This is a genomic window from Psychrobacter sp. TB55-MNA-CIBAN-0194 (genome assembly GCF_040309505.1).
GTDB lineage: Bacteria > Pseudomonadota > Gammaproteobacteria > Pseudomonadales > Moraxellaceae > Psychrobacter > Psychrobacter fozii.
The window spans coordinates 1-371 of sequence record NZ_JBEOOW010000061.1 but is presented as its reverse complement, the minus strand read 5'-3'; the positions used below and the strand labels follow the sequence as shown (position 1 = coordinate 371).

Below are 371 nucleotides of genomic sequence, written 5' to 3'. Positions count from 1 at the left end.
ACGATAGCAACGGTCTTGGTATAGTCGCCACGTGCTTGTGGATGAAGCGCTGACCAGTGCGCCACGGGATTGCGAGCGATAGCATAAGAGTCAAACTCAGGCTGTAGCGAGGTAGTAACGACTGGCATCTGCAGTTGCTCTTGGATGCCGCTTTGCGCCAATGGATGGTTATCCGCCACGAATAATACCGTCTTTTCCGGTAGTGCTAATGCCTCTGCCAAACGTTGCAACTTGGCATTACTAACAGCGACATCAATATGAACATCAGCGACATGCTCGTGCAGTGGTAGCTCAATTTGATCAGTGGTATGAATATGAATAAATGCTAAGTCAGCGCAGGCCATCTGTAGCCAACGCGCTTTGTCCTGTAA

General features: G+C 49.6%; 1 pseudogene. It reads right to left on the bottom strand.

Annotation, left to right across the window (positions count from 1 at the left end):
• Nucleotides 1-371, bottom strand: a pseudogene (locus AAEY75_RS14250) (multifunctional transcriptional regulator/nicotinamide-nucleotide adenylyltransferase/ribosylnicotinamide kinase NadR); the annotation flags it as partial.